Here is a 23,805-nt window from a genome sequence, read left to right as displayed (position 1 = left end):
TCACGACGTCACCGTCCGGCCGTCGACGAGTTCGGTCCGGGCGGTGACGACGACGTTCGCGATCCCCTCGGCCGTGAACCCGGCCTCGTCCAGCAGTTCGCTGCGGCCGCACTGCGACAGGAACCGATGCGGAAGTCCCATGCCGCGCACCGGAATCGGCGCACCGGCCGCGGTCAGCGCCCGCGCCAGCGCACAGGCGACGGCGCCCGCGACGGTGTTCTCCTCCACCACCACGACCAGCCGGTAGCGCAGGCACACCCCGATCAGCACATCGGTGATCGGCAGCACCCAACGCGGGTCGACGACCGTCACATGGACGCCGACCTCGGCCAATTGCCGTGCCGCGGAGACGCATTCGGCCGCCACCGGACCCACACCCATCAGCAGCACATCGCGTCGTGCGGATCGGTAGAGCACCTCGAGCGGTCCCCATTTCTCGACCGCCGGGATATCCGGTCCCACCGCGTCCCGGGGAAATCGCAGTGCGGTCGGCCCGGTGTCGCAGCCGATCGCCTCGCCCACCAGTTCGCGTAGTGTGGTCCCGTCGCGCGGGGCGGCGACCCGGATTCCGGGTACGGCCGCGAGCAGGGTGAGGTCCCAAAGACCGTGATGGCTGGCCCCGTCCGGGCCGGTGATGCCCGCGCCGCCCAGCACCAGGGTCACCGGGAGCCGGTGCAGGGCGACATCGAAGAGCAGTTGATCGAAGGCGCGATTGAGGAACGTCGAGTAGATCGCCACCACCGGGTGCAGGCCCGCCGTGGCCGCGCCCGCCGCACTGGCCAGGGCATGCTGTTCGGCGGCTCCGACGTCGTAGCAGCGATGCGGGAAGCGCGCGGCGAACGCGGTCAGCCCGGTCGGGCCCGGCGCACCCGCCGTAATGGCGACGACATCGGCGCGCCGGTGCGCGATCGACACCAGTTCCTCACCGAAAACCTCACTCCACACCGGCCTTTCGGGGTCGACCACCCCACCGGTGCCCGAGCCGATGGTGTGCATCCGCTCGGCATCCGCGTCGGCCGGTGGATAGCCCTGCCCCTTGACGGTGGTCACGTGCACGACCACCGGCCGGCGCAACGCTCGCGCCTGCCGCAGCACGTTCTCCAGGGCCGGGATGTCGTGACCGTCCACCGGTCCCAGATAGCTCAGGCCGAGCTGTTCGAACACGGTCGTGCGATCGAATACGCTGGGCCCCAGGGCATTCGCCGGTTCCCCGGCGCGCAGACGGCTCAGGTGCCGTGCGATCGCGCCCGCCGTGGGCGCACAGCTGAACCCGTTGTCGTTCAGCACGACGATCACCGGCCGCTGCGGCGCGGCGCCGATATTGTTCAACGCCTCGTAGGCCATCCCGCCGGTGAGCGCACCGTCACCCACGACCGCCACCACCGCGCGATCGGTGACACCCTGCAACGCACGGGCTTTCGCGATCCCGTCCGCATACCCGAGCGCGGTGGAGGCGTGACTGTTCTCGATCACATCGTGCTCGGACTCCCCGCGATCGGGATAGCCCGACAGCCCGCCCTCCTTGCGCAATCCGTAGGCGAAGGCCAGCCGCCGCCCGGTGAGGATCTTGTGCACGTACGCTTGATGACCGCCGTCGAACAGCAGGGTGTCCCGGGGCGAATCGAAGACGCGGTGCAACGCGATGGACAGCTCGACCACGCCGAGATTGGAACCGAGGTGACCGCCGCTCGACAGCACCGTGTCGAGCAACAGCCGTCGAATCTGCGCGGCAAGGAGCGGTAGCTGCTCGGGCGGTAGTCGCCGCAGGTCGTCCGGGGAGGCGATATCCGTCAATGGCTTGCCCACGCCGTCAACGATATTCCCGCGAACCCCCGGCACACCCACCTTCCGTTGGAGCCAACCGTATTGGTCAGGCCCGCCAGGCCGGGCGCAGCGTGCTGTCGTGGTTCACCAGGCGCCCGCCGGTCTGGGTCGCGTTCACCGCATCGGGGTCGTGCCGCACGTAGACGTTGTAGTAACCGAAGGCGACCAGTCCGAACCATGCCACGAGCAGGTTGGCGACCCCGGAGTGAAAGATCGCAAAGGCAAAGAAGGTAACCACGACCGCCGCGACGACCGCGCAATCGAGCAACTTCCCGTTCACCGAATTCTCCTCATCCTCGATACTGCGAGCGGTTGTTTCCAGATGGAAGAGTAGTGCTGATCTCGCGCGAAAAACGAAGGAAAACCGTTAATTCGGGTCGGCCGGAAGTTTGCTAGTGGCCGATCACGATGAAGCGCACGTAATGCAGGGATGACAGCGCCCGGCGCCGGCGGCGCGCGGCGGCCATGGTGGCGTCGACGGCCGCGAGTTCGGCGGGCGCGTTCTGGATCTTGGCCATGCGCCGCGCCAGCTCGTCGCGCTGCTTCGCCACCGCCGCGGCCGCCGTCGCGGCTTCCTCGGAGAGGCCGCGCTGGCTGATTTCCAGCCGCTGCCTGGCATTTTCGCTGCGAGTGCGGGCATCCGAACCGATCACCCGGCGCTGCTCCTCGAGCTGGCGGCGATCGGCGGCGAACCGGTCGGTTATCGCGGGCGCCAGGGCCGGCGACTGAATCGTGCACCGCGCCCGCATCATTGCGGCCAGCCGGTCCCGCCACTCCATCAGCGCATTCGCCGTGGCCTCCCCGATGCCCCTGATATGCACCGAGCGCCCGTTCGGCAGGAAGAACGTCGTGGTCACCGCGGTATCGCCGCCCACACCGTGGCGCAGCCGAATCCTGGTGAAGTCGGCCGCCGTCCGGATCCCGTGCTCGGCCAGTTCCGCCGCGATCCCCCGCCCGATGCCCGCGATCGCCGCACCGGACAGGCTGAACGTGGCGAGTTCGCGCTGCACGAATTCACGCTGCTCCTCCAAGAGGGCGGCCGCGAGCGCATCCTGCAGCGCCTGGCCCAGTGCGTCGATGCGGCGATCCAGACCGGCCGAGGCCATGACCCGATGCCGCTCGATCTCGGCCCGTTCCTTGTCGTACTGACGCCGCAACTGATCTCGCAGACCGTTGAGATGCGCCAGCTGCTGCTGCTCCGAGGCATCGAGCAGCGCGCGGTCACGCTGCACGGCCCCCGCCGCGTCGGCGGTGTCCACGATCCCGCGGCGGTGCACTTCCAGATCCCGCACGTAGTGCCGGAGCGCGACCAGCTCCACCCGCGACCGCCGGGCGGCCGACATCGCCAGGGCCGCCGCGAGGATCGGACCGGCGGCGATCGCGACCGGAGCGCCGAAGTTCAGGCACGCCACCGGGATCAGCAGCGTGAGCAGCAACAGCAGCAGGACCAGAACATCGGCGGTCCGGCGCCCGGAGAATCCCGGCTTCCCGTCGAGTGCGGCCGGCACCTCGATGCGCGGCAGCAGCGCGACCGGGGCCACGTGTCCCGCCATCCACCGCGGCAGGCCGTTGCCGCCCGCTCCCCCGTCCGGCGGCGCGGGCAACGGCGTCTCGGCCATGGCTGTGGCCAAGGCGGGCAAGGTCATCAGCGGCCGCCCGACCAGTAGCCGGACCTCCTCGGCCAGTCGCCGGATCCGCCCGTCGGAATGCGAGAGCAGGGCCGGAAAGCGCTGCGAGATCGACGGATCCTCGAAGTCGGCCTCCCGCAGCAGCAGATATTCCCCCTGCGGTTCGTGCAGTCGCTCCCACAGGTCCGGATCGATGGCGACGGCCTTCAGCGCGAGATAGATGACCCACGAGGAGAATCGGTCCAGCGTCGCATCGAAGTCGAAATCCCCGCGCTGCGGCGACTGATAGTTCCGGTGCCCGCGTTCGGTGCCGCCCAGCCCGGCCAGCGCGGGGACGAACATGCCGTCGTAGTCCAGCAGCCGCAGCGTATCGTCGTCGGCCACCAGCAGATTGCCGTGCTGCAGATCGCCGTGCGCGATGCCGTACACCGCGAGATCGGAGATCAGCTCGGCGAACCGTTCCGCCACCCGGTCGACCGCGCGGCTGTCCCGGTGGTGCACATCGAGCCAGGCCGCCAGCGTGGTGCCCTGCGCCCATTCCATTTTCAGGACCGGATAGCGGCTCGCCCCGACGAGCACGGCATCCGGCAGGTATTCGAATCCGATCTTCCAGGGCTGCGACAACTCCGCCGCGGACAGGGCGGCCAGCTTCTCGCTGATGGCGCGATATCTGGCCTGCTGGTCGGGCACATGGCGGGTGCGCGGAGATGACGGCCGCCTGGTCGGCGCGCGGGAAAGGCCGGCTACCCGTGAGGGTTTCGAAGAGGGTGCAGCCGAGCGAATAGATATCCGCCCGGTGATCGGCCGGTGTATCGCCGAACCGTTCCGGCGCGGCATAGGCGACGGTCGCGCTCGTCCCGGTGAGCGTCAAGGTGTCGTCGAAGGCGCGCGCGATCCCGAAATCCGTGAGCACGGCATGACCGGCCTCGCGATCGGTCAGGTCCACCAGGATGTTCGCCGGTTTCACATCGCGATGCAGCACACCGCGGCGATGCGCGTAATCCAGCGCATGCCCCGCATCGGCGATCAATTGCACCGCGTCCGGCGCGCGCAATCGCCCGCCCGCCTCGGCCATCTGCCCGGCGATATCGCCCCCGTTGATGTATCTCATGCTGATCCAGGGGATTTCGTCGTCGGGTGCGCTGCGATCGTAGATCGGCACGATATCGGGATGTTCCAGCCGCGCCGCCACCGCGGCCTCCCGATCGAATCGAGCCCGCCCCCGCGAATCCAGCAGCGCGGCGCCACCGACGGGCATGCCGAACACCTTCAACGCCACATGCCGATCGAGCCGCGTATGCCGGGCGAGATAGACAACCCCCATACCCCCGGCCCCGAGAACCCGCTCGATCCTGTAACCAGCGAATTCCGCTCCCGGATCCAGCCGCATCAACGCCGCGCCTCGTAACTTCCTGTCTCACCGGCAATCCCTATTGCCTTGCCGCATAGGAGCTTACAGCCGATCGCCCTGGCCCGAGCGGTGGCCGCACCGGCAGGGCGGCATATTGCACTATCGGACTCAAATAAGCAACCGATACAAAACACTAACGGGTAGTGTTACGTTGATTTCATGAAGAGAGTGAGCTTTGCCCAGTTCGGCGGCCCCGACGTGCTGCAACTCGTAGACGCCGAGGAACCCCACGCGGGCCCTGGCCAGGTGCGGATCGCCGTGCGAGCAGCGGGCGTGAACCCCGTCGACTGGCGCATCCGCGAGGGCCAAATCCTGCACGCCCATCCGATCGCTCTGCCCTCCGGAATCGGCCTGGACGCCGCCGGTGTGGTCGATGAGGCCGGTGACGGCGTCGAAGGAATCACGGTCGGCGACAAGGTGTTCGGCGAAGGCTCGAACACCTATGCCGAGTTCGCCGTGCTGTCGGCCTGGGCCCGCATGCCCGAGGGGCTGAGCTTCGAAGAAGCAGCCGGCTACCCCTCGGTGGTGGAAACCGCACTGCGCATCATCGACCAGGTCGGGGTACGGCCCGGCCAGACCCTGCTGGTCAGCGGCGCATCCGGAGGAGTCGGATCCGCGGTGCTGCAGATCGCCCGCGACCGCGGTATCGCCGTGATCGGCACGGCCGGCGCCGGGAATCAGGACTACCTGCGCGGGCTCGGCGCCGTCGCCACGACCTACGGCGAGGGCTGGGCCGAGCGGGTGCGGCAGCTCGGGACGGTCGACGCGGCGCTCGATCTGGCCGGCTCGGGCGTGCTCCGCGAGCTCGTCGAACTGACCGGTGATCCGCAAAAGGTCGTCACCATAGCCGATCTCGGCGCACCGGAGTTCGGTGTCCGCTTCTCCGGCGTGGCCGGCAGCGTCCAGGACGCCCTGGCGGCGGCCGCCGACCTCATCGCACGCGGCCGCCTCCACATCCCGGTCGAGAAGTCCTACCCCCTCGCCGATGCCGCCGCGGCACACATCGACAGCCACGCCGGGCACACGCGTGGCCGCCGGGTCATCGTCGTGTGAGGCAAGATAGCTCGGCATGAAGGTGATCCTCTTCGGAGCGACCGGCATGATCGGGCAGGGCGTACTCAATGAGTCCCTGCGGGACGAGCGCGTCGAGAAGGTTCTCGCGATCGGGCGCAGCTCGCTGGGGATCGACAATCCCAAACTGCGCGAAGTGATTCAGCCCGACCCGAGCGACCTGTCCGCGATCGCGGGCGAGCTCGCCGACTTCGATGCCTGTTTCTTCTGCCTCGGCGTCTCCTCGGTCGGCATGAAGGAAGAGGACTACCGGCGGATCACCTATGACCTGACGCTGAAGGTCGGACGCACGCTCGCGGCGGCGAATCCGGAGATGACCTTCATCTATGTCTCGGGGCAGGGCACCGACAGCAGCGAGAAGGGCCGTTCGATGTGGGCGCGCGTCAAGGGGAAGACGGAGAACGACCTGCTGGCTCTCCCGTTCCGGGCGTACATGTTCCGGCCCGGCTTCGTGCAGCCGATGGACGGGGTCGTCTCGAAGACCGCGCTGTATCGCGTCGCGTATGCGGCGACGGGGCCGTTGATGCCGTTGTTCAAACGCTTGGCGCCGAACGCGGTCAACGACAATCGAGAGATCGGCCGCGCGATGATCGCCGTCGCGGCCGAGGGGTCGGACACTCGGGTACTCGGGCCTCGGGAGATCAACGCACGAGCCGAGTCCTGAGGGTCAGGCCTCGTCCCTGGCCGGGGTCGCGTCGGCGGCCACCGCGAGCAGGTCTGCGGCACTGGCCGAGAGCGCGTCGGCGAAACCGGCGAAATCGGTGTGCTCCTCGGCCATCCAGCGTTCGGTGGTCAATCGCAGGACGGCCAAGCCGATATCGGTGGCCAGTCGCGCGGTCTCGGAATTGAAGCCGCGGTTCAGCAGGGCGGTGCTGAGGGTCTCGGAGATCGAGACGAGTTTGATCAGTTCGCGTTCGCGCAGTGGGGGATTGGCGCCGATGACCGCTGCCCGGCGGAGCAGGAATTCGCGCGGGCGGAAAACCTGTGGGGCGGTGGCGAATGCGGCCAGCAGGGTCGGCAGGGCGGGGGTGCCCGGCGGCACCGCGTCTATGCCGGCGAGGAATCGGTCCTCGAGTTCCTGGGCGCCACCGAAGAGCACTTCGCGCTTGTCGGGATACCAGCGGTAGAACGACCGTTCGGTGAGGTTGGCGCGCTGTGCGATCTGCGCGACCGTGGTGCGGTCGTAGCCCTGCTCTTCGAACAGGGTCAGGGCCGCTTCCTCGAGCCGGCCACGGGCGTTGCCCTCCCATCGTGCCATGCGGCAACTATAGCGACAGCAGATGCTGTCGTCACTCTGGTAGCGTGAGTGACGACAGGTTCTGTTGTCACTTTTGGAGGAGATTCGATGCGCACTCTTCGCTTCCACAGCTACGGAAAAGCAGCCGACGTGCTGCGACTCGAGGATGCGGAGTCCCCGCGTCCCGGAGCGGGCCAGATCCGGATCGCCGTCGCGGCGTGCGGGGTGAACCCGGCGGACTGGGCGCTGTGCGAGGGACTGTTCCCCGGTGAGCTGCCGCGCGGGATCGGGCTGGAGGTGTCCGGCACGGTCGACGCGGTCGGCGAGGGGGTGACCGGTGTCGAGATCGGCGACGCGGTATTCGGCCCGGCGCCCTTCACCGGCCCGACCGCCGGAGCGTCCGAGCAGGCCGTGCTCGAGCTGTGGTTCCCGCGGCCGTCCGGGCTCGACGCGGTCGCCGCCGCCGCGCTGCCCATGGCCGTCGGCGCGGCGTATCCGGCATTGGATGTACTCGGTGTCGGCGCGGGCACCACCGTGCTCGTCAATGGCGCGGGCACCACCACCGGCTACGCCGCGGCACAGATCGCACTGCAGCGTGGCGCACGCGTAATCGCCACGGCGGGAGCGACTTACGCGGATGCTCTGCGTACCGCCGGCGCAGCGGTCACCAGTTATGGCGACGGCGTGGCCGGGCGGGTGACCGCACTGGCGGGAGGGCCGGTCGACGCCGTGCTGAACGCCGCGCCACCCAGTGGCGTGCTGCCGGAGCTGGTGCGCACGGTCGAGCAGCCGGGAAATGTGCTGACGTTCAACGACTTCGAGGTGGCCGCGGACCTGGGTGTGCGCACCGTCTTCGGCGCCGGCGCCGGACCGCGTTACGACGTGCTCGGCGAATTCGCGCAGCTGGCGTCCGAGGGGCGCTTCTCGGTTGCGGTGGCCCGCACCTTCCCGTTGGAGGATTGGCACGCCGCGCTGGAACTGAGCCAGTCGGGCAGGGCCGGTGGCAAGCCGGTACTGCGGATCGGGTAGCGCATCCGGGAATCCGGGGCGGATCATGGTGCTGTGGAATAGATCTCGTCTGCGATGGCGGTTGCGGCCGCGCTGTGGGTGATGATCAGCGTGGTGCGCTCGCGGGTGGCGTCGAGCAGGTCTGCCAGGAGTGCTGCGGCGGTATCCGGGTCGAGCCCCTCGGTAGGCTCGTCGAGGAGCAGGACGGGTGGGTCGGCGAGCAGGGCGCGGGCCAGCAGCAGGCGGCGGCGTTGACCGCCCGACATGCCTGTGCCGCCGTCGCCGACCACGGTGTCCCAGCCTTCGGGCAGGGATTCGATCCACTCCAGCAGGCGCGCCCGGCGGGCGGCCGTGCGCAGCTCCTCGAAATCGGCGGTGGGCGCTGCGAAGAGGAGATTCTCGCGCAGTGTCGCCGTGAAGACGTGCGCGTCCTGGGTCATTCCGGTCATGATGCGGCGGGCGGAATCTCCGTGCAGCGTACTGAGTTCCGCGCCGCCGACAGTGATGCTGCCCTCGTAGGCGACGAAGCGCATGAGCGCCGCGAACACGGTCGATTTCCCGGAGCCGCTCGGCCCGACCAGGGCGACTCGACGGCCCGGTGCCAATCGGAGGGTCAGCGGGTTGTCGAGGCGGCCGGGTACCCGCAAACCGCGAATATCGACGGTATGGCCCTGTGGCACGGCGGAGTTCACGGGTTCGGCGACCGGTCGCGGGGCATCGAGCACAGCCGACAAGCGGCGAGCCGATGTCCGCACCTCCGCGAATCGCCTAGCGGCCTCGGGGAGTAGCGCGACCGCCTCGAATGTCGTCAGTGTCAGCACCACGAGGACGATGGTGGTGAGGGCGCTTTGCCGCGTGTGCAGGGCGAGCATCGCCACTATGAGGGTGGTGCCGCCCTGTATCGCGGTGACCGCCGCCGTGCTCAGTCCCGCATGCCGCGCTCGGCGGCGCTCCAGCCGCGCGAGTTCGGTGCCGAGCCGGTTCGCCGCCGCCGTGGCCGCACCGGTTGCGTTGTATGCGGCCAAGTCCGCGGCTCCCTGGATCAGATCCACGGTTCGTGCCGCCAGCGCACCCCGGACGTCCTTCTCCGCGCGAGTGCGGCTTGCCGAAACGAAGACCAGCCACGGCACCGCCACACCGGCGAGCAAGAGCCCTGCTACGAGCACGCCGGCTGCCGCCGGTGCCAGTGTGGCCGTGAAAGTCGTTGCCGCGAAGGCCACCCCGGCGGCGACAACGGCCGGCATCAAGCACCGCAGGAGCAGATCCAGCACCGCATCGACGTCGTCCACCACGCGAGTGAGGAGATCGCCGTCGCGGAAGGCCGAAACTCCCTCGGGCGCGAGCGGTTCCAGCGCTCGATACACATCGGCGCGCAACCCGGTGACCGCCGCGAGCGCGCTGTCATGGCCGAGTATCCGTTCGGCATAACGGAACCCGCCGCGACCCAATGCGAGCGCCCGGACCGCGACAATGGCGAGCGCGACCGCGGATATCGGTGGGTGATCGGCGGCGCGGGCTATGAGCCACGCGGCCGTGGCCATCAATGCCACCGACGACAACTCGGCGGACGCGGCTGCCAGCGCCGCGAGCAGTACTCGCTTGCGATACGGCAGCAGTAGCCGAAGCAGCTGTGGCACAGAGATACTCACGCAACGCTCCGCTCGCGTTCGCGCAGCCGGCCCTGTTCGATGGTGACCACTCGGTCGACGTGCTCGAGCAGCGCCGGCCGATGGGCTACGACGAGGGTGGTGCGACCGGCCATCAGTCGCGCGGAGGCCGCGACGACCGCCGCCTCGCTCTCGGGGTCGAGATAGGCGGTCGGCTCGTCCAACAGCAGGATCGGCGCATCCCGCAGGAAGGCCCGGGCGAGGGCGATCCGCTGCCGCTGTCCGGCGGAGAGCCCGGCGCCGCGCTCACCGAGCACGGTGTCGTAGCCATCGGGCAGCGCCCGGATGAACTGCTCCGCCGCCGCGTCCCGCGCGGCTTGCCGTACGTCCGCCATCGGCGCATCGGGGCGGCCGAGCCGAATGTTCTCGGCGATGGATGCCGCGAATAGATAAGGCCGTTGCGGCACCCACGCCACTCCGGCACGCCAAGCGTCCCAGTCGATCTCGGCGAGATCGCGGCCTCCGGCGTGCACTCGGCCCGACTCGGGTTCAGTGAAGCCGAGCAACACCGCCAGCAAGGTCGACTTACCCGCGCCGCTCGGCCCGACCAGACCCACCCGTTCGCCGGGCCGTATTCGTAACCGGACGCCGGCGATTGCGGGTATCTCGCGATCCGGACAGCGCACGGTGACATCGTCGAAGACCAGGTCACCACGATGGGATACGGGATGGTCCGAACGCTCTTGTCCGCGAGGTGATTCGGTCGGCTGGTCCGTGCTGCCGAGAGTGGAGAGGACCTGGTCGGCCACTGTGAGTCCCTCGGCGCTGTCGTGGAAGGCCGTCCCGGCGGCCCGCATCGGCAGGTAGGCCTCGGGCGCGAGAAACAACACCAGCAGCGCTGTGGCCAGCCCGATGTTGCCGTCCAGCAGGCGAAGTCCGACCGGTACCGCGACGAGGGCCACCGACAGCGTGGCCGTCCACTCCAGCACCAGCGAGGACAGGAAGGCCACTCGCAGCGTCCGCATGGTCGCGGACCGGTGTGCCTCGGACATGCGGCGCACGACACCGATCTGGTGCTGTGCGCGGCCGAAGGCCCGCAGTGTGGGGAGACCGGCGAGAACGTCGAGGAAATGGCCACCGAGGCGCGAGAGGGCCGCCCACTGGCGCTCGGTTCGCGCCCGGGTGTGCAGCCCGACCAGCGCGCCGAAGATCGGGATCAGCGGCAATGTCACCACGATGGTCAGCGCCGCGAGCCAGTCGGCGAACGCCAGGCGGGCGATGATGATCGGTGGTATCACCACGGCTGCAACGAGGTTCGGCAGATAGCCGGTGAAATAGGGATCCAGCGCATCGAGGCCGCGGGTGATCGAGGTCGTCAGCTGTCCATGGCCCGCACCGCCCGGCTGCGCCGGTCTCAGCCGTGCAATGTGCCGCAGGAGGCGCTCGCGCAGTTCGGTTTTGACTCCGATAGCGGTTCGGCGCGCCAGGACGGTCTGCCCATAAGCCAGGGCGGCACGGATGGCGACAACCCCCGCCAGCACGAGAAGAATCGACATCGCCGAACCCGAGAGCACCCGCGCCAGCAGATCCGCCTGCGCGATGATCGCCACGGCGGACAGACCCGCCGCCGCACCGGTGACAATCAGGTATCGCCGAATCCCGGGGACCTCCCGGAGCAACTGCCGCTCAATAGGTTTCATGCCGCGATGCCTAGAAGTATCCGAGTGTGCGGTCCTCGACCCGCCCGCGGAACAATCGCCAGCTCCACACCTGATACGCGAGGATGATCGGGACGATCACGGCCGCGAGCGGCAGTAGAACCGTCAGCGTGGCAGAGTCCGCCGCGGCGTGCGTCACCGTGATGCCCTGCCGCACAGCGGAAACGAGCAGATAGGGATGCAGTCCCGCCCCGATCAACGGTACCGGCAGCGCCGCAGCGATCGACGTCGCGGCGAAGGCCAGCGCGTACCGCCCTCGAGTAGCGGCGACCAGCCCGGCCAGCAAGGCCGTGATCAGCACGGACGCCAGGGCCAGTGCGACCCACGGTTCGGTGATCGCAGTGTCCCGAGCCGAAGCCACTGTCACCGCAACGGCCACGACAGCCGCACACAGCAACGGCCGCACCGCACGCTGAATACGCTGAGTCGCAAGGCCTCCGACGCGAATGGACAGGAACGCCGCACCGTGCGCGCCGAGCAGCAGCACCCCGCTCAGGCCCGCCAGCAGCACGAACGGATTCACCACGCTCGACCAGTCGAGAGCGTAGGTGCCGTCCGACCGCACCGGAACACCGTGCAGCAGCACGCCTGCCACCATGCCCCAGCCGGCGGCAGGCACGACCCCTCCGATGACAATCAGCGCATCCCACAATCGTCGAGCCGCCGCACCGGTCATCCGCCCGCGCAACTGCACCGCCGCCTTGCCGACGACGAGCCCCAGCAACACCGTGACGAGCAGCGGATATAGCCCTGACAGCAGTTCTCCTTCGAGAAAGGGGAACGCCCCGAACAACACTCCGGCGAACGCGACCAGCCAGACCTCGTTGCCGAAGAAGAACGGTCCGAGCGCACCGCGCACCGTGCGCCGCTCCCGCTCGCTGCGGGTGACGAACGGGTAGAGCAGCTGCGTGCCGTAGTCATAGCCGCCCAGCACGAAATACCCGCTGAGCAGAAAGCCCAGCAGGGCCAACCACATGATGTGCACCGTAAATCCTTCGGAGAGTCAGAGAGTGGCGAAGTGCTCGGCCGGCCGGTCCGCGGGTTCGGTCGCGCCGAGCTGCATGCCGACCGGACCACGACGCGCGAGCCGGGCGATCAACACCCAATTGGTCACCGCGAGCGCGGCGAAGACGGTGAGAAATGCGATGCACGAGACCCACACGTTCACTGTGCTCACCTTCGAGACGGCTTCACCGATGGTGAGCTGCCCGTACACGAGCCAGGGTTGCCGCCCGACCTCCCGGAAGAGCCATCCTCCGATGGAGGCGATGAACGGCAAGGGAATCGCCGCGACCAGCACCCACGCCGCCGGCCGCCACCGCGCGACCCGATCACCCCAGACCAGCAGCGCCACCACGACGACCGCCGAGACCCCATAGCGAACCCACTCGTCGATGCCGTAGATCAGCGAATCGGCGAACTTGGCCGGAGCCAGTGGATAGACGACCGCGAAGAGCACGGCGATCACCTTGTATCGCGTGATCACACTGCGGAACGCCGGCACCGCCGCGACCAGCACCACGAGCATGGTGAAGGTGCCGACGTACAGCATCACGTCCTGCGCGTGGCCGATCCAGTGCGGCGGAATGTAGTCTCCTGGACCGTGTTCGGCCACCATGGCCTGCTGCAATCGTTCCGCGCGCGGCCCGCCGTTGAGCGCCGCCAGCTTCATCGGCTGCGTCCGGTAGAGCAGCGGATACTGCTTCGAGCCGAAGCGATACACCGGATAGCTCGCCAGGGCCGCCAGCAGCAGCCCGAACCGCAGCGACAGCAGGAAGAACGCCCGCTCCCCGGTCCGCGTCGCGAAGTGGTACGCGCTGACCCCGGCGATGAACACCCCGCCCGTGAACAGCGCGGCCATGCTCACATGCGCGAAGGCCAGCAGCGCACTCGGATTCGTCAGCACCGCACCGAGATCGGTGAGATACGCGACGCCGCCCCGCATTTCGTAGCCGACCGGATGTTGCATGAACCCGTTGGACACCAGAATGAAATAGGCCGAGGCATAAGCGGTCAGCGCGACCAGCCAGATCAGCGTGGCGTGCAGCCATGGCCGCAGCCGCCCCCACCCGAAGATCCACATTCCCAGGAACGTGGATTCGGCGAAGAAGGCCACGAGCGTCTCGAGCGCGATCGGCGCCCCGATCACATTCCCGAACACCCGGCTCAGCCCGTTCCAGTTCAACCCGAACTGGAACTCCATGACCAGCCCGGTGACGATCCCCAAGGCGTAGTTGACGACATAGATCTGCCCCCAGAACCGCGTGGCGCGCTCGAGCACAGCCTTATGCGCGGCATCGCGGCTGCACACCGACCAGGTGTGCAGCGCGGCCACCACCGGTACCAGTCCCAGGGTGAGGATCACGAACAGCCAGTGGATGGCGGTCGTCCCCGCGAACTGCGCCCGGGCGACCTCCAGAATCCCTGTGACCCGCAATTGCATGCCTCAGAGTCTTCGCGACCCGAGATCGTCCGAGCAGCTCCGAGAGGCCGGTGTTCACGCTGGAAACTGTCGCCCTGCGGGTCTTGTCCGACCAGTCACCGATGTGCTAGCGCGCGTAGTTCCCTACAGTTCGTCGGTGCCGATCAAGCCGTCTCGGATGGCGCGCGCCACCAGCGCCGCCTTGGTCGGGGCGGGGCGGCCGACTGCCGCGTATTTGGCGCGGATGCGTTCGAGGTAGGTGTTCACCGTGCCCGCGGTGATGTAGAGCTGCTGGGCGACAAGGGCTTTGGATTCGGTCTGGAACCAGGCCAACAGTACCTCGCGCTCTCGTTGCGAGAGCTTGGGCCGGTCGTCGTCGGCGTCGTCGCTCATGGCGCGGGCCATGGTGGGGCTGAGGTAGGGCCGTACCTCGGCGGCGGCGTGCAGGGCGGCGATGAGGTGTTCGCGGCCTTCGGTTTTCGAGAGGTAGGTGACGGCGCCGAGGTCGAGACAGTCGCGGACCAGGCGCGGTTCGGTGTGCTGGGAGTAGACCACGACGCGGTGGCCGCGTTCGCAGATGGCGCCGAGGGCGGTGAGATCCGGTGCGCGCTGGTCGAATTGGAGATCCAGCACGACGGCGTCGAGTTCGCCGCGGTCGGCCTCGGTGGCGGCGAGGAAGGCGGCCGGATCGGGATGGTCGGCGCTGACCCGGATCTCGGGTTCGGCGGCGGCGCACCAGCCGCGGACGCCGTCCCGGATGAGGGGATGGTCGTCGACAATGGCGATCCGGATCATCATGCCCTTTCCAAGGTGTCGAAGCGGTGATGCAGGCGCGCCCACAGTAGTTCGCCCGCGGTGAGCACCTCGGTGTCGACGGTGGCGCCGGTGATCAGGGCGAGGCGGTCCATCGTCTCGGGCGGGCAGTCGCCGAGGGCGCTCACCGTGCAACCGGCCGCGTCGGCGGTCACCACCACCCGGGCGCGGGACAGGCTGGCGTCCAGCATCATCCGGGTCGCGGCGACCAGGTGGCCGCGCACCTCGTCGGGCAGTTCGCGTTCGGTGGGCGCGGCCTCCACGGTGACCGCGACGCCGCGTCGTTCGGCCTCGTCGATGCCCGCGCGCAGATCGGCGAGCAGCGGGTGGCCCACGCCGTCGGCCTGGGTGAGCAGGCGGCGCAGCCGGGCGTATTCGGTGCGGGCGGCGGTGCGCACGGCCGGATCCTCGGGGGAGAGGGTGCGATCGGCGAGCCCGCGCAACAGCGGCGTGAGCTCGGTCAGCAGTTGCTCGTAGCGCAGGCGGCATTCGAGTTCGATGGTCCGCTCGACCGCGTCGGCGGTACGGTGGCGCAAGCGTTCCCGGTGATGGGCCGCGGCATCGCGCGCCACCCGATCGAGGGTGGCCGCGAACAGCGCGGTGAACACCTGTAGGAAGAAGATGGCGGCCGTGAGATAACCGAGCACCACGAGCGAATCCCCGGAGGGACTGCGCACCAGCACGATCGCGCACACCAGCACCCACCAGGTGCTCAGCGCCGACAGGGAAAGCAAGGGCCGCCAGCGGAATCCGAGCGCCACCACGGTCCAGCCCGCCGCGCCGATGGACCAGTTCGCGCCACCCACCACGGCATCGGCCGGCAGCAGCGCGGTCAAGGCCAGCGAGCCCAGGATCGCCGCCGCCATGAGCGCGAGGGTGGTGCGTTCGCGCCGCCGCGGAATCAGCGCGGCCAGCGCGCATCCGACATTCACCGCGACCAGCAGCGCGTCGACGAGGGTCGAGGGTGTCGCCGCCGACTCGGTCAGCGTGGACTGCAACAGCGTGTCGGCGACCGCCACACCGACCATGCCGTAGCCGAAGCTGTTGCCCAGTCGCTCCACCCCGGCGGTCGCATCCCGCGCTTCCTCCGGCTCGAGCTCGGCGGCCGGTGCGGCCACCACCTCGACGGGCCAGCTCAGCCGCACATCGGTGCCCGCGCCCGGTGTGCTCACCACGTCGGCGTCCCCGCCCGCCGCGCGCATGCGCGCCACGATGGAATTGCGGATGCCGTACCGCTCTTCACCGGGAGCGCCCTCGAATCCGACACCGTCATCGGCGATCACGAGCTCTCCCGGCGCGGCCGTGACCACCACCGCCCGCGCGTGCGCATGCCGGTCGACATTGGTGAGCGCCTCGCGCGCCGCCGCCGTGATCGCCCAGGCCAGCCCGCGCGGCGTGGGTAGTGAGGCCACGCCCTCGAACGTGATGGGCGTGGCGCATTCTCCGGCCAAGCGCCGCAACAACTCCGGCAGGTCCACCCGGGTGCCGTCGCCGGGCATCGGAATCCCGGCCTCCAGCACGGTGAGATCTCGCGCCGCCTGCCGCGCGATCCGCTCGGGATCCGCGGCCGCGCCCTGCCCGACCATGAGCAGTGTCGCCGCGGCCGTGTCGTGCGTGACCGCCCACTGCTCGTGCTCGTAACGCCGCCGCGCCGCGGTCACCTCGGCCGCGATCCGCGAATCCGCGGCCGCGGTGACGGTGGTGTCGTGCACGGCGGCCGCGCGCAGCACCGCCCGGCGCACCCCGACCGCGAGCAACCACTCGACCAGCAGGTAGGCGACCGAGAGATCACCGAGAAACATGACCGGTGTGAGCCCGGGCGTCTGCCGGTCCACCAAGTACAGCAGGCCCAGCATCAGCGCGACCACCGCCGCCGACACCCGCACCCGTTGGGCGATTCCGAATGAAATCACCGTCGCCGCCACGATTTTCACCTCAACGAGGTCCTTCGCGGCGGCCGCCGACGGCACCAGGCTCAGCGTGCACAGCAGATAACCCGACACCACCACCAGATCGGCGACGGTCCACCAGCGCCCGGCCTGCCCGCCCTGCAGCCTGCCCGCCGACCAGACGGCGAGCAGCACGATGGCCGCGACCTCGGGCCGCGGGTCGTCGGGACGGCTCGCCAGGTGTACTGCCGCGAGCAATAACCATCCGGCATGCCGGAATCTGATGGCGAGCCACATCGCCTCCTGCGCGACCGCAGCGCGGGTGGGATCGGCGACGCGCAACACGCCGCCACGGTATCCGAACCACCATGGCACGGCGAGCCGGGTACCGATGTCCGTCGAACATCCGACAGACATCGCGCGCATAGTACGGAATCGTGGTCCATGCAGGTAGGGCGCCATGGGAGGGGACCGGCCGACCTGCGACCGCGGCCGTTGGCAGGCGGGGAGCCAACGGCCGCCACGACTTCTCGTCCGGTTTTCCTCGAGGCCGCCGGCGGTGCATCAGTAGGGCAATGGCCGGTTGGCCGCCGCCCAGGCCTTCTCGGCCTCGCCCCCGATGGGCGGCGGGAACAGTCCCGCGATCATCCAGGTATCGCGTGGCACCTCGGTGACATTGAATTCCAGATGCAGCCCGCGATCGTGGGTGTAGGGCTTCACGAGCGCGTCGAGTTGCTCGGTCATCTTCTTGCGCATGACCGGATCCTCGAGCGTGCGGGCGAGATGGTCGACGGTGATGCGCACCGCGTCGGTGACGGGCTTACCAGCGACATAGAACGAGTCGGCGGGCAGTTCGTGGAACAACACCACGGCATAGAACTCCGGCAGGCCCACGCGGGCGTAGTAGGCGGTGATCGCGCCGGCGAGGTCCTGTTTGTCCTGCGCGGTGTAGGTGTCGGCGGGATGGTAGATGTGCCAGAGCGGCATGGCTGAATCCTTCTGGGGGAGAGGGTGATCGGCGACTATGAGTCAGCGCCGGGCGGTCATGGCGAGGTTTTCGACCGGTCCGGACAGGGCGGACTTCACCTGCCGGGTCAGATCGTCCACGAGCACTTCGTTGTCGCCCTTCTCGAGCCCGTCGGCCACGGCCGTGGCGACCTGAGCCGGGCTGATCTTCGGCATGGTCATCTCGGTGGTCATGTCGGTGTCGGCGAAGCCGAGATGCACCCCGACGACCTGGGTGCCCTGCGCGGCCAGTTCGAGACGCAGCGAGTTGGTCAGCGACCAGAACGCGGCCTTGGAGGCGCCGTAGGCGGCGGCCCCGCTCAGCCACGACAGCACCGAATGGATATCCACCAGCGCGCCACCGCCATTGGCGGCGAGGATCGGCGCGTATGCCTGCGCGATGCGCAGCGGGCCGAAGACATTGGTCTCGAAGGTCGCGATCACATCGGCCATATCGGCCGTCAGCAGCGGCGCGGACTTCAGCACGCCCGCATTGTTGATCACGATGTTCACATCCCGGGTCCGATCCACCAGCGCGGCAATGGATTCCGGATCGGTGACCTCGAGTTCCAGCGGCACGATGCGGGGGTCGGCGCTGGGTTCGGGACGGCGTGCGGTCACGTAGACCTTGGCCGCGCCGCGCGCGAGGAGTTCCTCGGCGAATGCCCGCCCGAGGCCGCGTTGCCCGCCGGTCACCACTGCGATCGAGCCTTCGATTGTGGTCATGGCTACCTCTCTGTTCGATGCTGACTATATAGAACTATAGCCACATGGCCGGGTCGCTGTCACCCGCCTCGCGCGTGGCGGGAAAAGTGACCCTTGCCACACGCTGGTACGTCGGCGTACCGTCGTCCTGGTACACGGGAGTACCACGCTGAGAGGTGGCGCATGACCACTGCGAAACTGCCTGCGGGGCCGGCGTCGCCGGGTTTCCTGCACGGGATACAGATCCTGACCGGAAGGACTCGCGCGTGGCGGCGCTGGCACGACCGCTACGGATCGGCCTACACCGTGCGCATGCCGCGCTTCGGGCCGACGGTCGTGCTCTCGGATCCCGCCGAGGTGAAGGCGCTGTTCACCGCGCCCACCGACCTGGTCGACAATATCGACGCCAACCTGGGCCAGTTCCTCGGTCCGGGCTCGCTGTTCTCACTGCGCGGCGAGGAACACCGCAAGCAGCGCAAACTGCTCACCCCGCCCTTCCACGGCCGGCGGCTGGCGGTCTACGAACAGCTCATCGAGGAAGAAGCCCTGCGCGACATGGCTTCCTGGCCGCTCGGCCGCGAGTTCGCGACCATGGATTCGATGATGCGCATCACGCTGAACGTCATCCTGCGCGCGGTCTTCGGAGCCGAGGGCGCGGAGTTCGACCGATTGCGCACGCTGCTACCGAAACTGGTGCTGGTCGGGTCCGCGCTCGCGGCCCTGCCGATCCCGCAGGGCTTCCTCGGGAAGTACGGGCCCTGGGCCAAATTCGCCGACTACCGCCACCAGTACGACGAGATCGTGGCCACGCTGATCGAGCGCGCCGCCACCGATCCCGCACTGTCCGAACGCGACGACGTGCTCGCCATGCTGCTGCAGGCCCGCTACGACGACGGCACCGCCATGACCCGCGGCGAGATCGCCGACGAACTGCTCACCCTGCTCACCGCCGGGCACGAGACCACCGCCACCACCCTGGCCTGGACTGTCGAGCGGCTGCGCCGGCATCCGGATCTGCTGCGGCGCTTGGTCGCCGAGGCCGACGTGGGCGGATCCGAACTGCGCGAGGCGACCCTCGTGGAGGTGCAGCGGGTACGCCCGGTCATCGACGCCACCGCCCGCAAGGTGCGAGCGGACTCCTTCCAGCTCGGCCGGTGGACGCTGCCGAAGGGCCAGCACGTGCTGGTCAGCATCCGGCTCATGCACGACAACGAGGAACTCTTCCCGAACCCGCGCGCCTTCGATCCGGAGCGCTTCCTCGGGGTGCGGCCGGGCACCTGGACCTGGATTCCGTTCGGCGGCGGCGCCCGTCGCTGTATCGGGGCCTCGTTCGCGACCATGGAGATGAATATCGTGCTGCGCACGCTGCTGCGGGAATTCACGCTCACGCCCACCGACGCACCCGATGAACGCGCCCACTTCCGCGGTGTCGCACTGGTTCCCGCCAAGAAGGGCCGCGCCACGGTGTACCGGCGGATCGCACCGCCCATTCCGGACGCACAGGTCGCGGAGACGCCGGCGCGCGCGGCGGAGGTCACCGCATGAGCGAGCAGATCGCCGATGTGGGCCGTGGGGTTTCGCTGACCTACGAACGGCTGGGCGGAAACGACGGCACGCCACTGGTATTGGTGCCCGGTCTCGGGCAGCAGCTGGTGGCGTGGCCGGATGGCTTGTGCGAGTTGTTCGCCGAGCGCGGGTACCAGGTGATCCGGCTCGACAATCGCGATGTCGGCGGCTCGACCCACGCGGGCTTCCGGCCGCCCGCCCCGCAGCAGATGCTGTTCAAACGCTGGGATCCGGCACAGTACGACCTGCACGATATGGCCGCGGACACTGTCGGATTGCTCGATGCGCTCGGCCTGGGGGCGGTGCATCTCGTCGGCATGTCCATGGGCGGGATGATCTCGCAGACGGTCGCGGCCCGTTACCCACAACGGGTCGCCTCGCTCACCTCGATCATGTCCACCACGGGTGCGGCGCGGCTGGGCCGGCCCGCTCTGTCTACGTGGCGGCGCATGTTCGGCCGTCCGGCGCGCACCCGCGCGGAGCACGTCGAGGCCTCGGTGCGCATGTACCGCCACATCTCTTCTGCCGGTTACCCTTTCGACGAGGCCGCGGTGCGCGCGACGGCCGGATTGTCCTGGGATCGCGATCCGCGACCGGCCCCCGGCGTCGGGCGGCAGCTGGCCGGAATCCTGAAATCCGGCGACCGGACAAAGGAATTGGCCGCGGTCACCGCGCCCACCCTGGTCGTGCACGGTGATCGGGACATGATGGTGCACCCGACCGGTGGCGCGGCCACCGCCCGCGCCATCGCCGGCGCACGCCTGCACACCGTGCCGGGAATGGGGCACGATCTGCCGGCCGGTGCGTGGCCCGCCCTGGTCGACCTCATCGACGGCCACATTGGCTCGACCACCGGCCAGAGCCACACCACGACCCAGAGTTCCACCGCGACAACGAATTCCAGCGCAGCACCGAGGAGCGCAGATGCCCCGAACCTCTAGGCCCCTGTCCGGCCGGCCCGCCATGATCACGGGGGCCGCCTCCGGAATCGGCCGCGGCCTCGCGCAACTGCTGTCCCGACGCGGGTCACCGGTGGCCATCGCCGATATCGACGAGGCAGGGCTGAAGCAGACCGCGGATTCGCTCAGCGGTCCGGTGCTCACCCGGGTGCTCGATGTGCGCGATGCGGCCGATCAGCTCGCCTTCGCCGGTGAGGTGAAGGACTGGCTGACCGCACCGCTGGCCGCGGTGTTCAACAATGCCGGTGTGGCGGTGTCCTCGTCGGTGCTCGACGCGGTACCCGAAGACGACGAATGGCTGTGGCAGATCAACTTCCACGGCGTGATCAATGGGACCCGCGCCTTCCTGCCCCTGCTGGTCGAACAGGATCAGGGCGTCATCGTGAACACCTCCAGCGTGTTCGGCCTGGTCGGCATGCCGAACCAGAGTGCCTACTGCGCGGCCAAATTCGCGGTGCGCGGATTCACCGACGCACTGCGGCAGGAACTGCGCGGCACCGGGGTCTCGGCGGTGAACGTGCATCCCGGCGGCATCACCACCAATATCGCGCGCAATGCCCGCGTGCGGAAGGATCCCGAGGGCCGCGGGCGCACCCGGGAGCAGATGGCCGCCGAGTTCGAGGCCATCACCATGACCTCGCCGGCGAAGGCGGCCGAAATCATCTGCCGCGGAGTGGAAACCGGTAAGGCGCGCATCCTGGTCGGCCCGGACGCGTACGTGTTCGATGCCCTCGCCCGGATCGCGCCGACCCATTACTTCGACGTGCTGTCCCTGGTGGAGCGCACGGCGCGCGCCCGCGCCCGATCGGGGGCGAAGTCATGACAACGGATTTCGGCGGCAACGCAGCACATTTCGACGTGCTCATCGTGGGTGCGGGCCTGTCCGGCATCGGCGCGGCCCGGACCTTGCAGCAGGCCTTCCCGCATCGCACCTTCGCGATTCTGGAGGCACGCGACGATATCGGCGGCACCTGGGATCTGTTCCGGTATCCGGGCGTGCGATCGGACTCCGATATGCACACCCTCGGCTACCGATTCCGGCCGTGGACCGACGCCAAGTCGATCGCCGACGGACCCTCGATCCTGCAGTACGTCCGCGATACGGCGGCCGAGACGGGCATTCAGGAGCGAATCAGGTTCGGGCACAAGGTCATCGGCGCGGCCTGGTCGAGCGACGAGGGCCGCTGGACCGTGGAAGTCGAGCACGAGGGCGCGAGATCGACACTGACCTGCCAGTTCCTCTACCTGTGCAGCGGCTACTACCGCTACGACCAGGGCTACACCCCGGATTTCGCCGGGATCGAGGACTTCGCCGGGCAGGTCGTGCACCCGCAGTTCTGGCCGGAGGATCTCGACTACACCGGTAAACGCGTCGTGGTGATCGGCAGCGGCGCGACCGCGGTCACGCTGGTGCCCGCACTGGCCGGATCGGGTGCCGCCGCGGTCACCATGTTGCAGCGGTCGCCGACCTACGTGCTCACCGCGCCCATGGAGGATCCGATCGCGAACTGGCTGCGTACGCGGCTGGGTTCGCGCCGGGCGTATGCCATCACGCGCTGGAAGAACGTGGCCATCAGCACGCTCATCTATCAGCTGAGCCAGCGGCGGCCGGAAATGATGCGGGAGTTCATCCGCAAGCAGACCGTGAAGCAGCTGCCGGAGGGCTATGACGTGGATATCCACTTCAAGCCCGCCTACGGGCCTTGGGATCAGCGCCTGTGCCTGGTGCCGGATTCGGATCTGTTCCGCGCCATCAGCAATGGCAGCGCGACCGTGGTGACCGATCGCATCGACCGTTTCACCGCCGGCGGGATCACGCTGGAGTCCGGGACAGAACTGCCGGCCGACATCGTGGTGACGGCGACCGGCTTGCAGTTGCTGGCGCTGGGCGGCATCGAGCTGTCGGTGGACGGTCGTGAGATCTCGCTGCCGGAAACCATGGCCTACAAGGGCATGATGCTCGGCGGCATCCCGAATCTGGCCTTCACCATCGGCTACACCAATGCGTCCTGGACGCTGAAGGCCGACCTGGTCAGCGAATTCGTGTGCCGGTTGCTGCGCTACCTGGACGACCACGGCTACGACCATTTCACGCCGCGGCCCGACCCGTCGGTCTCGGGCAAGCCGCTGCTGGACTTCCAGGCCGGCTATGTCCTGCGCGCCCTGGACCGGTTCCCCAAGGCCGGATCGCGGGCGCCGTGGCGGTTGGGCATGAATTACGCCCAGGACGTGCTCACCCTGCGATTCGGCCGGATCGAGGACGGCACCATGCGGTTCGGGAAACCGGCCAGGCAACTAACCTTGACGCCGTGACACGTGCCGAGCCAGCCACCCCGATTCCGGCGGCGGAGACGCCGCCGGAATCCGGTTTCCGCCGTCGCCTGCTCGACGGCATGGCCGAGGCCGTGCGCGAGCACGGCTATCAGGACGCGACGGTAGCGGACGTGGTGCGCTACGCCCGCACCTCCCGCCGCACCTTCTACGAGCATTTCACCAGCAAGCAGGACTGCTTCATCGCCGTGCTCACCGAACGGAACATCCGGACCATCCAGGGGATCTACGACGCCGTGGATCGGAATGCGCCGTGGCGCAGCCAGATTCGGCAGGCCGTCGAGGCGTGGGTGAGGGCCGCGGACTGTGATCTGGCGGTGAGCCTGGCCTGGATCCGGGATTCGCCGGCCATGGGGGAGAGCGCGCGCCGGTTGCATATCGAGGAGGCCGGCGCCTTCATCGACCTCATCCAGAACCTCACCGCCTCACCGGAATTCCAGGCCGCCGAACTACATCCGCCGACCCGGCAGATGGCCACAATCCTGTACGGCGGGTTCCGGGAACTGATCGCCTCTACCATCGAAGCGGGGCGGGACGTCAAGGGCATCATCGATGTCGCCGTCGATACCGCCATCGCGGTCATCGGGCCGCGACTGCCTTCATAGCGCGAT

The 23,805-nt window shown here is 68.8% G+C and carries 20 protein-coding genes and 1 pseudogene; 8 read left to right on the top strand and 13 right to left on the bottom strand.

Annotated features, from left to right (window positions below; genetic code table 11):
- The 4 genes and pseudogenes from ACH438_RS32660 to ACH438_RS32645 form a co-directional block, all read right to left on the bottom strand.
- Window positions 1–1,806, bottom strand: coding sequence for a 1-deoxy-D-xylulose-5-phosphate synthase (locus tag ACH438_RS32660; RefSeq protein ID WP_397012284.1), 1,806 nt, complete (start codon window positions 1,804–1,806; stop codon window positions 1–3).
- 64 nt (window positions 1,807–1,870) lie between these two features.
- Window positions 1,871–2,104 carry a hypothetical protein gene (locus tag ACH438_RS32655; RefSeq protein WP_397012282.1) on the bottom strand — a complete coding sequence of 78 codons (234 nt, stop codon included), beginning with the start codon at window positions 2,102–2,104 and terminating at the stop codon, window positions 1,871–1,873.
- 112 nt (window positions 2,105–2,216) lie between these two features.
- Window positions 2,217–4,142 carry an AarF/UbiB family protein gene (locus ACH438_RS32650; protein ID WP_397012280.1) on the bottom strand — a complete coding sequence of 642 codons (1,926 nt, stop codon included), beginning with the start codon at window positions 4,140–4,142 and terminating at the stop codon, window positions 2,217–2,219.
- A 73-nt stretch (window positions 4,143–4,215) separates the two neighbouring features.
- Window positions 4,216–4,776: pseudogene (locus ACH438_RS32645) on the bottom strand (serine/threonine-protein kinase); the annotation flags it as partial.
- 246 nt (window positions 4,777–5,022) lie between these two features.
- Here ACH438_RS32645 and ACH438_RS32640 point away from each other — a divergent pair.
- Window positions 5,023–5,916, top strand: a complete 894-nt coding sequence (locus ACH438_RS32640) for an NADP-dependent oxidoreductase (protein ID WP_397012278.1) — start codon at window positions 5,023–5,025, stop codon at window positions 5,914–5,916.
- 16 nt (window positions 5,917–5,932) lie between these two features.
- The gene (locus tag ACH438_RS32635) at window positions 5,933–6,598 is read left to right on the top strand and encodes an epimerase (RefSeq protein WP_397012276.1); all 666 of its coding nucleotides are present in this window, start codon (window positions 5,933–5,935) and stop codon (window positions 6,596–6,598) included.
- Window positions 6,599–6,601: 3 nt separating this feature from the next.
- On the opposite strand, the gene ACH438_RS32630 is transcribed toward ACH438_RS32635, so the two are convergent.
- A complete protein-coding gene (locus ACH438_RS32630; protein WP_397012274.1) occupies window positions 6,602–7,192 on the bottom strand; it encodes a TetR/AcrR family transcriptional regulator in 591 nt (196 codons plus the stop codon).
- An 87-nt stretch (window positions 7,193–7,279) separates the two neighbouring features.
- Here ACH438_RS32630 and ACH438_RS32625 point away from each other — a divergent pair, with 87 nt between their 5' ends.
- Window positions 7,280–8,200, top strand: a complete 921-nt coding sequence (locus ACH438_RS32625; RefSeq protein ID WP_397012272.1) for an NADP-dependent oxidoreductase — start codon at window positions 7,280–7,282, stop codon at window positions 8,198–8,200.
- 23 nt (window positions 8,201–8,223) lie between these two features.
- On the opposite strand, the gene cydC is transcribed toward ACH438_RS32625, so the two are convergent.
- The 8 genes from cydC to ACH438_RS32585 form a co-directional block, all read right to left on the bottom strand.
- The gene (gene cydC / locus ACH438_RS32620) at window positions 8,224–9,828 is read right to left on the bottom strand and encodes a thiol reductant ABC exporter subunit CydC (RefSeq protein WP_397012270.1); all 1,605 of its coding nucleotides are present in this window, start codon (window positions 9,826–9,828) and stop codon (window positions 8,224–8,226) included.
- A complete protein-coding gene (gene cydD, locus ACH438_RS32615) occupies window positions 9,825–11,486 on the bottom strand; it encodes a thiol reductant ABC exporter subunit CydD (protein WP_397012268.1) in 1,662 nt (553 codons plus the stop codon). Before cydD ends, cydC begins: the two co-directional genes overlap by 4 nt.
- 10 nt (window positions 11,487–11,496) lie before the next feature.
- Window positions 11,497–12,480 carry a cytochrome d ubiquinol oxidase subunit II gene (cydB, locus tag ACH438_RS32610; RefSeq protein WP_397012266.1) on the bottom strand — a complete coding sequence of 328 codons (984 nt, stop codon included), beginning with the start codon at window positions 12,478–12,480 and terminating at the stop codon, window positions 11,497–11,499.
- Window positions 12,481–12,507: 27 nt separating this feature from the next.
- Complete coding sequence (locus ACH438_RS32605; RefSeq protein WP_397012264.1) at window positions 12,508–13,947, bottom strand: cytochrome ubiquinol oxidase subunit I; 1,440 nt, start codon at window positions 13,945–13,947, stop codon at window positions 12,508–12,510.
- A gap of 123 nt (window positions 13,948–14,070) precedes the next feature.
- The gene (locus tag ACH438_RS32600) at window positions 14,071–14,724 is read right to left on the bottom strand and encodes a response regulator (RefSeq protein WP_397012262.1); all 654 of its coding nucleotides are present in this window, start codon (window positions 14,722–14,724) and stop codon (window positions 14,071–14,073) included.
- Complete coding sequence (locus ACH438_RS32595) at window positions 14,721–17,045, bottom strand: sensor histidine kinase (protein WP_397012260.1); 2,325 nt, start codon at window positions 17,043–17,045, stop codon at window positions 14,721–14,723. The genes ACH438_RS32600 and ACH438_RS32595 overlap by 4 nt, the downstream gene beginning before the upstream one ends.
- A gap of 147 nt (window positions 17,046–17,192) precedes the next feature.
- On the bottom strand, window positions 17,193–17,615 hold the full coding sequence (locus ACH438_RS32590; protein ID WP_397012258.1) for a tautomerase family protein: 423 nt from the start codon (window positions 17,613–17,615) through the stop codon (window positions 17,193–17,195).
- 42 nt (window positions 17,616–17,657) lie between these two features.
- Entirely contained in the window at window positions 17,658–18,359 is a 702-nt protein-coding gene (locus ACH438_RS32585) for an SDR family oxidoreductase (RefSeq protein WP_397012257.1), read from the bottom strand.
- Window positions 18,360–18,521: 162 nt separating this feature from the next.
- Between ACH438_RS32585 and ACH438_RS32580 the strand changes: the two genes are divergently transcribed.
- From ACH438_RS32580 to ACH438_RS32560, 5 genes are read left to right on the top strand one after another with little or no spacing between them, the layout of a single operon-like run.
- Window positions 18,522–19,883, top strand: a complete 1,362-nt coding sequence (locus ACH438_RS32580) for a cytochrome P450 (protein ID WP_397012255.1) — start codon at window positions 18,522–18,524, stop codon at window positions 19,881–19,883.
- Complete coding sequence (locus tag ACH438_RS32575; RefSeq protein ID WP_397012253.1) at window positions 19,880–20,845, top strand: alpha/beta fold hydrolase; 966 nt, start codon at window positions 19,880–19,882, stop codon at window positions 20,843–20,845. The genes ACH438_RS32580 and ACH438_RS32575 overlap by 4 nt, the downstream gene beginning before the upstream one ends.
- A complete protein-coding gene (locus ACH438_RS32570; protein WP_397012251.1) occupies window positions 20,829–21,686 on the top strand; it encodes an SDR family NAD(P)-dependent oxidoreductase in 858 nt (285 codons plus the stop codon). The genes ACH438_RS32575 and ACH438_RS32570 overlap by 17 nt, the downstream gene beginning before the upstream one ends.
- Window positions 21,683–23,176, top strand: coding sequence for a flavin-containing monooxygenase (locus ACH438_RS32565; protein WP_397012249.1), 1,494 nt, complete (start codon window positions 21,683–21,685; stop codon window positions 23,174–23,176). Before ACH438_RS32570 ends, ACH438_RS32565 begins: the two co-directional genes overlap by 4 nt.
- Complete coding sequence (locus ACH438_RS32560) at window positions 23,173–23,799, top strand: TetR/AcrR family transcriptional regulator (RefSeq protein ID WP_397012247.1); 627 nt, start codon at window positions 23,173–23,175, stop codon at window positions 23,797–23,799. Before ACH438_RS32565 ends, ACH438_RS32560 begins: the two co-directional genes overlap by 4 nt.
- Window positions 23,800–23,805: the final 6 nt, after the last annotated feature.

The sequence above is a fragment of the Nocardia sp. NPDC020380 genome (assembly GCF_044386975.1).
Classification (GTDB): domain Bacteria; phylum Actinomycetota; class Actinomycetes; order Mycobacteriales; family Mycobacteriaceae; genus Nocardia.
The sequence above is the reverse complement of the archived record's forward strand: the minus strand, read 5'-3'. Positions and strand labels throughout refer to the sequence as shown.

Coding starts and splice junctions, on each gene's coding strand:
- ACH438_RS32640 (WP_397012278.1), top strand. CDS start 5,023: ATGAAGAGAGTGAGCTTTGCCCAGTTCGGCGGCCCCGACGTGCTGCAA.
- ACH438_RS32635 (WP_397012276.1), top strand. CDS start 5,933: ATGAAGGTGATCCTCTTCGGAGCGACCGGCATGATCGGGCAGGGCGTA.
- ACH438_RS32630 (WP_397012274.1), bottom strand. CDS start 7,192: ATGGCACGATGGGAGGGCAACGCCCGTGGCCGGCTCGAGGAAGCGGCC.
- ACH438_RS32625 (WP_397012272.1), top strand. CDS start 7,280: ATGCGCACTCTTCGCTTCCACAGCTACGGAAAAGCAGCCGACGTGCTG.
- cydD (WP_397012268.1), bottom strand. CDS start 11,486: ATGAAACCTATTGAGCGGCAGTTGCTCCGGGAGGTCCCCGGGATTCGG.
- cydB (WP_397012266.1), bottom strand. CDS start 12,480: ATGTGGTTGGCCCTGCTGGGCTTTCTGCTCAGCGGGTATTTCGTGCTG.
- ACH438_RS32605 (WP_397012264.1), bottom strand. CDS start 13,947: ATGCAATTGCGGGTCACAGGGATTCTGGAGGTCGCCCGGGCGCAGTTC.
- ACH438_RS32600 (WP_397012262.1), bottom strand. CDS start 14,724: ATGATGATCCGGATCGCCATTGTCGACGACCATCCCCTCATCCGGGAC.
- ACH438_RS32595 (WP_397012260.1), bottom strand. CDS start 17,045: ATGTCTGTCGGATGTTCGACGGACATCGGTACCCGGCTCGCCGTGCCA.
- ACH438_RS32590 (WP_397012258.1), bottom strand. CDS start 17,615: ATGCCGCTCTGGCACATCTACCATCCCGCCGACACCTACACCGCGCAG.
- ACH438_RS32585 (WP_397012257.1), bottom strand. CDS start 18,359: ATGACCACAATCGAAGGCTCGATCGCAGTGGTGACCGGCGGGCAACGC.
- ACH438_RS32580 (WP_397012255.1), top strand. CDS start 18,522: ATGACCACTGCGAAACTGCCTGCGGGGCCGGCGTCGCCGGGTTTCCTG.
- ACH438_RS32575 (WP_397012253.1), top strand. CDS start 19,880: ATGAGCGAGCAGATCGCCGATGTGGGCCGTGGGGTTTCGCTGACCTAC.
- ACH438_RS32570 (WP_397012251.1), top strand. CDS start 20,829: ATGCCCCGAACCTCTAGGCCCCTGTCCGGCCGGCCCGCCATGATCACG.
- ACH438_RS32565 (WP_397012249.1), top strand. CDS start 21,683: ATGACAACGGATTTCGGCGGCAACGCAGCACATTTCGACGTGCTCATC.